The organism is Botryobacter ruber (assembly GCF_003347595.2).
Taxonomy (GTDB): Bacteria; Bacteroidota; Bacteroidia; order Cytophagales; family Hymenobacteraceae; genus Pontibacter; species Pontibacter ruber_A.
This window is the reverse complement of the sequence record NZ_QCZK02000047.1, coordinates 108,655-114,781: the sequence shown is the minus strand read 5'-3', so window position 1 is coordinate 114,781 and position 6,127 is coordinate 108,655. Positions and strand designations below refer to the sequence as shown.

General features: G+C 49.0%; 6 protein-coding genes, 1 tRNA gene and 1 other RNA gene. 3 read left to right on the top strand and 5 right to left on the bottom strand.

The annotated features are described in order from the left end of the window. Both DCW36_RS15430 and DCW36_RS15425 read right to left on the bottom strand, forming a co-directional pair. Positions 1-701, bottom strand: a 701-nt coding sequence (locus DCW36_RS15430) for a phage integrase SAM-like domain and Arm DNA-binding domain-containing protein (protein WP_170312518.1), incomplete at its 3' end; no start/stop codon positions are given. Positions 702-951: 250 nt separating this feature from the next. Then, positions 952-1,023 (bottom strand) — tRNA-Glu (locus tag DCW36_RS15425). 195 nt (positions 1,024-1,218) lie between these two features. Between DCW36_RS15425 and DCW36_RS15420 the strand changes: the two genes are divergently transcribed. The 3 genes from DCW36_RS15420 (at position 1,219) to DCW36_RS15410 (ending at position 2,784) form a co-directional block, all read left to right on the top strand. After that, positions 1,219-1,497 carry a hypothetical protein gene (locus DCW36_RS15420; RefSeq protein ID WP_114782446.1) on the top strand — a complete coding sequence of 93 codons (279 nt, stop codon included), beginning with the start codon at positions 1,219-1,221 and terminating at the stop codon, positions 1,495-1,497. 77 nt (positions 1,498-1,574) lie between these two features. Beyond that, complete coding sequence (locus DCW36_RS15415; RefSeq protein WP_114782445.1) at positions 1,575-1,889, top strand: hypothetical protein; 315 nt, start codon at positions 1,575-1,577, stop codon at positions 1,887-1,889. A 175-nt stretch (positions 1,890-2,064) separates the two neighbouring features. Beyond that, positions 2,065-2,784 carry an SIMPL domain-containing protein gene (locus DCW36_RS15410; protein WP_114782444.1) on the top strand — a complete coding sequence of 240 codons (720 nt, stop codon included), beginning with the start codon at positions 2,065-2,067 and terminating at the stop codon, positions 2,782-2,784. Between the two features lie 415 nt (positions 2,785-3,199). On the opposite strand, the gene DCW36_RS15405 is transcribed toward DCW36_RS15410, so the two are convergent. The 3 genes from DCW36_RS15405 to DCW36_RS15395 all read right to left on the bottom strand — a co-directional run bounded on the left by DCW36_RS15405 (position 3,200) and on the right by DCW36_RS15395 (position 6,108). Next, on the bottom strand, positions 3,200-4,207 hold the full coding sequence (locus DCW36_RS15405; protein ID WP_240676196.1) for a hypothetical protein: 1,008 nt from the start codon (positions 4,205-4,207) through the stop codon (positions 3,200-3,202). Positions 4,208-4,598: 391 nt separating this feature from the next. Beyond that, an RNA gene (gene rnpB, locus DCW36_RS15400) (RNase P RNA component class A) lies at positions 4,599-4,986 on the bottom strand. A 168-nt stretch (positions 4,987-5,154) separates the two neighbouring features. Beyond that, positions 5,155-6,108 (bottom strand): DUF2027 domain-containing protein, encoded by a 954-nt coding sequence (locus DCW36_RS15395; RefSeq protein ID WP_114782443.1) that lies wholly within the window; start codon positions 6,106-6,108, stop codon positions 5,155-5,157. Positions 6,109-6,127 lie beyond the last annotated feature (19 nt).

Here is a 6,127-nt window from a genome sequence, read left to right as displayed (position 1 = left end):
GCTGCTATCTTCTCCAGTTCCTCCTCTGAAAGAAACACCCGTTCCTTTGGCTTTACCTTTGCCTTGTAGTGCAGGAAGGGGTCGCGCTCTATCCAGCCGTGTGCCAGGCAGGCGCGGGTGACTTTCTTTAAATGCTTGAGGTATTTAGCCGCAGAGTTGGCGGAGCACCTGCATACGCTCCTGAGGTAGAAGCCGTAGTCGGTAACGAAGGCGTGGTCCACCTGGCGCAGGGGGATATCCCTGGTACCGTACTTCCACTGGATGAAGCTTTCGGTGTGGCCGAGGGATGTTCTGTAGCCTTTGAGGGTGGCGGAAGAGTATTCGGCTCCCACTAAGGCTTCCATCCTGCGGTTGTGCTCGGTGAGCTCTTCCAGGAGCGTTCGTACCTTCTCCTGCTTGCCTGAGAACCTGACTTTAACTTTTTCAGCCGTAACTTCCTGGCCTGCCTCTAGCAGTTGGCGGTGTGCCTCCTGTACCCGGGCCTGGAGTGTGTCCAGGTAAGCATTGAGGGAAACAACGGCTTCTTTCGTGCCGGATGCTCTCCCGGCAGAGGAGTTCCAGCGGCGGGGCTCGCAGTTTCTTCCGGTGGAGATTTCTGCTCTTTTTCCGGCGATGGTGATGCGAAGATAAACAGGCGCCGGGCCTGTCTGGTAGTGCCGTGGCTTTTTGAGGTAGAAGATGATTTTGATACATTGGCGCATGGCTTTGCTGCTTAACGGTTGAACAAGTTAGCCTTGCAGCAAAACAGAATCAAGATGTACAAAGGCTGTACAGCTTGCGTGTCAGTGAGTTAAGCAAAATTCGGTGAGTCAGGGAGCGTGGCAAAAATGACGCACCGAATTACGCTCCTATTCTTTGGGAGAAACCGAATAAATCGCTGGTGCCGGAAAAAGAAAAAGCCTGCAAATGCTTTATTTGCAGGCTTTTAGCTAAGTTTGGCATGATAACCAGTAGTCCGTAGGGGAATCGAACCCCTGTTGCCAGAATGAAAATCTGAAGTCCTAACCCCTAGACGAACGGACCGTCTTGTTGTTTGATGGTGCAAATATAAAAGGCTGTTTTATTTTTGCAAAATGAGAGGCTGAAAAAAATCAGATGAAAGTTGTATGTGGCTGAGCTTTAGCCGGAAAAATATTGTCCGGGGCTTAACGCCGGACAGCAAAAACCCTTCAGGTAAACTTACGTTATACATAAGCACTACAAAAAATCAGAACTACAATGGCAAAAAATGCGCATTATACCGGTGTAACGCCAGAGGTATATAACCAGCTAAAGGACAAACTGCAATCCATGGGGCTACACTTACAGGGCGACAGTGGCAGTATAAAGGAGAAAGGCGTGTCGGCTAACTACAACTATGACCCGGCGGCACAGGCCTTGCATATCAACGACCTGTCGGTTGGTTTCCCGGCGAGCATGATGATAAGTGCCGATAAGCTGGTGGCGCGGATGGATGAGATGATTGTGCAGTACGGGGGCAGACCACAACAAGCCTGAGCTAATTGAAGCCTTCGGGCTCCAGTTGCCGTATGATATTAAATAAATTGCATCAAGTGATATAGCAAATAATAACTATGGAAAACGACAAAAATCAGAACCAAGGGGGTACTACTGATCAGGGCCAGAAAAAGAAAAACGCTTCTTCTGAGGGAGCCTTAAAGTTGCTTCAGCCGCACGATATGTCTAAAACAGTAGAGTCGGCCATGCACGTGATACAGGGCCGTCGTGAGAAGCTGCCTGACCTGTTACACGATGTGGGAACACTGGTGTTGCAGGCAGCAAAGCGCATGTCCACCACGCAGCTAATTCTTACTGCCGGTGCCGTAACAGTTGGCGCTATCCTGGTAGCACATTATGCAGGAGACATGGATTTCGATTTTGAAGAATAATCGGGATTGTAAATAGCAACAAAAGAGGCCTTTAGCTTGCGTAGCTGAAGGCCTCTTTTGTTATGCCAGCCTGCCTGAGGCGGAAGTGGTACAGCTTTTGATAAGGTGAAAGCAATATAGCAAAACACTATGCTTTGCGCCCTTAACCAAATCACTTAAATTCTTTTTTAAAATTATGAAAAAAGCCAGCTTATTTTTAACCCTTCTTTTTCTCTTCCTGGGCTTTCAGGTAAAAGCCCAGCAGGTGATGCCCCCGCTCATTAGTGTAACCGGCGTGGGCGAAGTAAAAGTGCAACCCAACGAGGTAGTGGTAACCCTGGGCGTGGAAATGCGCGATAAAAGCCTGGAGCAGGTTCGCAAACAAACCGATGCCAAAGCCGCCGCCATCATTTCTTATCTGAAAAAACAAGGTGTTGACGCCAAAGACATCCAGACGACGTATATGCACGTGCAGCCGGTTTATTCCAGCCCCGGCGCCGAATATGGCAGAACTACCCCTGACTTTTACATGGCAAACAAAACTATGACCTTCGTGCTCAAAAAGCTGAATAATTTTGACAGCGTAATTGCCGGTCTATATGAGGCGGGAGTGAACCGGGTGGAAAATATTTCCTTTAAAGTGTCGGATATTGAAAAGCACAAAGCAGAAGCCAGGAAAAAAGCTGTTGCCGATGCCAAGCAGAAAGCCAATGCCTTAACCTCGGAACTGGGTGTGAAAACAGGACGTGCCTATTCAATAAGCGAAAACACCTATGGCGGCGGACCGCAGCCGTATTACGGAAAAGCCATGATGCGGGAAGCAGCCATGGACCAAAGCGGAGGCGATCCTTCTATCGCCGGTGGCGAAGTGGTAGTTACTTCCAATGTTAATATTAGCTTTTATATTGTAGAGTAGAATATCGTCTGAACCGGGATTCACTTGCTTAAGGGAGTCATCAGATCGGGCAATAGTAGTGAAGAGGCTGTCTTGTATACCAGGACAGCCTCTTTTTGTTTGGAGGATAGAGGGGGTGTATGACAAAGTGCACAAAAATATATGCTGTTCCGGACATCCTTGTCCGGAATTCCCTCTGCTGCGGACGTCCTCGTCCGCGTGAGTGGCGAATAACGGCAAACGGGGACACGGATGTCCGAAAGAGCAAATTTATTTTTTGTGCACTTTTTGTCATACACCCGATAGAAGCCGGCGTAGCATATCTGCAACAGCGTCGGATGAATATGGAATGGCCGGGTTCGGATAATTTTATACTTTAAAATCCCTGGAAAAATCTGCGTAATCCACAAATCAGGTGAATCCCTGTTCCGACAACTCACTCCTCCAGCATCGACTTATTGAAGCGTTCTATCGTTTTAAAATTCCCGGATTCGTCGGCCAGGAAACTGAGTACCTGGTTGTTGGGCCTCAGAATCTGCTGCTCCCGGATGCTCCAGGGCTTCAGCATCTCTTCCAGCATGTGGGCATAGGCCGTCATTTCCCAGGGATTAAAAATTTCTTTCGTCACATCGTCTATCAGCGTGTCGAGCACCAGGTGGGTATCGCCGTGCTTAACGGGCCGCTCGAAGTATTCGGGTACCACGTTTAAAATATAGGCGGCATAAAACACCCGCGCTTTCAGCTCGGCCAGTTGGATCGGGTGGAGTGGTTTGTCTTCTATCAGCCGGTAAAGCCTGCCCAGTGCCCTTTGGATGATGCCGTTGTCCAGCAGCGTACACACAATGGCAACGGAGCCCAGTTTAATGCTGAAGGCCATGGTCGTGAGTTCGTCCTGGTACTCGAAAGGCAGGTCGTCTTCTGTCGGGCTGACCTCTACCAGGAACAGCGAACAGGGCAGAAAATCATGGAACACGGCAGGCACCCGCAGCGACTGCAGCACCTTAAAAAAAGACCGGAATTTGCCCAGCATCTGCGGGTTTTCGCTTAGCGCATACGTCGGCATGATGAGCGGGTTGGCTTCCTTTATCAGTTCGGTTACCAGCGTGCCGTAGTACATCTTGCCAATCCACTGGAACAGCTTCTGCTTGTCCAGCGCTTTTAGTCCATCCAGGCCGGCGGTAGCAGCTTGTTCCACTTCCTGCTCCAGGGGCAGCACGTGGTGCAGGTGGCAGTGATCGCAGCAGGGGATGGTGAGGTCGCCGAAGGTAGTAACGCTTTTGTCGAGCAGGAGCAGTTCTTTCTGCTGCAGGTTGTACTGCTGCTGCAGCCAGCTTGCAAACACAGGCGTGCGTTGTTCGGTCGTGATCGTAGTGCCGCACAAAAAACAGTTCGAGTCGCTGAACTGCATCTTTTCAAAGGGGTCGTATAAGGTAAGCTCTGCCATGCGGAAGTTAGAAAGTTTGGGAGTTTAGGAGTTAGAGAGTTTGGGAGTTAGAAAGTTTAAGAGGTAGAGAGGTAGAAAATTAAAAATTTTGGAATTTTGGAATTTTTGTAGGGGTTGAAGATTTTCAACCCTGTGACAGAGAGTTAGAAAGGTTAAGGGTACGGCTGTAGAGATGCGGTGCTCGCGTCTCCTGCACGAACCACAAAGAAACCTCATCCTGTTAATCCAATCATCTGACGAATCCAAATTCAGACAAAAAATCAATTAAATCACTAAAATCACAAAAATCAAAGGTTCAGACAAAATTAGTTTACTGCAGCAGCCACCACAGCCTCTACACCTCTGTATTATCGCCGGAAAAAATCAGAATACGAAAAGAGAAGAGAAAAGAAGCAGCAGCAAGCCTGTAAGCCGGGTTCTGTCGCCTGGTATACCAGACGTCTTATCATTTATCTAGGCCTGCACTCACGCACAGGCTCCATCGACCTACCCACTGACATCGGACGAGCAGCCCTTAGCCCTGCCGAAGCAGGGCGCTGTCAGCCTATTTGGTCTTTCAACTCCTAAGGTTTACCCAGCTGGAACGGTCACCCGCCCACTGGTGCGCTCTTACCGCACCTTTTCACCCTTACCCCGCTTGCACGGGGCGGTAATTTTCTGTGGCACTGGCTGTATCCCGAAAAATTTCAGAACCCTTCCCGTTAGGAAGTAGGATGCTCTGTGTTGCCCGGACTTTCCTCTCCTTCCTGAACGGAAGCAGCGATAAGACGGCTTGCTGCTAATTCTTTAAACTACAAATGTAACAGTTTTAGGTGTTTAAATGGTTTAATTGTTTAATGGTTAAATTGTTAATTAACAGGATAATAAACCTGCGAAAAAACGGCGTATAGGAATTGCTATATTTCTTTGTTGCCTGCTCTTGATTTTGTTTTATTTGTTCGTCGAGCTTACTTAATTCTGACCAGCGTAGCGCCATAACCGAACTTTTCTTTGCGGGCATCTTCAAAAAATTTGATGCCAGGAGTGCGGCTGAGTATTTTCTGGATCTCCTTGCGCAGCACACCGTTCCCGGAACCATGTATAAAGATGATTTCGTGCATGTTGGTAGCCATGGCCCGCTCCAGTGCATCCTGAAATTTTTCCAGCTGCAGCTTCAGCATGGCGCTGTTGCTCATGCCCGCGAAATCATCGGTCAGCTTTTCGATGTGCAGGTCCACTTCGTGCTCGGGCGCCTGTAGTTTAAAGTTTTCCTGCTGGGCTGGCTTTTCGGCGAGCTGCTCCTGCAATTTGTCAGTGTTAACTGTTACCGGTTTATGATCGAGCTGGAACACGTAGCCTTCTTTGTTCAGGACGGGCGCGGTTTTTTTGCTTTTATAAAACGAAGCAGCCTTAAACTGAACACGTTTGGTAACAGGCTCAAATAGGGAAGGGGCGCCATTGCGGTGCTGCAGGAACTGCACGATGAGTGCTGGCCATTGCTCAAAATCTTTCAGGTGGTAATGGGCGATAACGCGTGTTGCTTTTGGCGCCAGTTTATCGTTTTGCAGGCCCCGGTAGCGGTTGTTCCGGTCTTCGCCGCTCGTAAACAGCACATCGTAATCGGTGTTGTTGAGGATGGTTGCCGCCAGCAGCTCATCCGACTGGTGCACCATAGCCAGGTAAATTCCCTTTGCTGATAAAACAGGCGCAGCAGGTTCTCTGCGGGCACTTGGTTTTACGACCGGTTCCTCGTTCTTTAAAAACTTCGCTTCCTCGGGCGCAATCACCACAATTTCACGTCGTGCCACCGGAATGGTAAAGTCGTTGTCGATGGCTACTTCTACAATATTATTATCTAAAATCCGGGTGATGATGCCTTCTTCTCTGCCGGACATCAGCCGGACACGGTCGCCTACATTCATAGTTATTGGTTATTTGTTA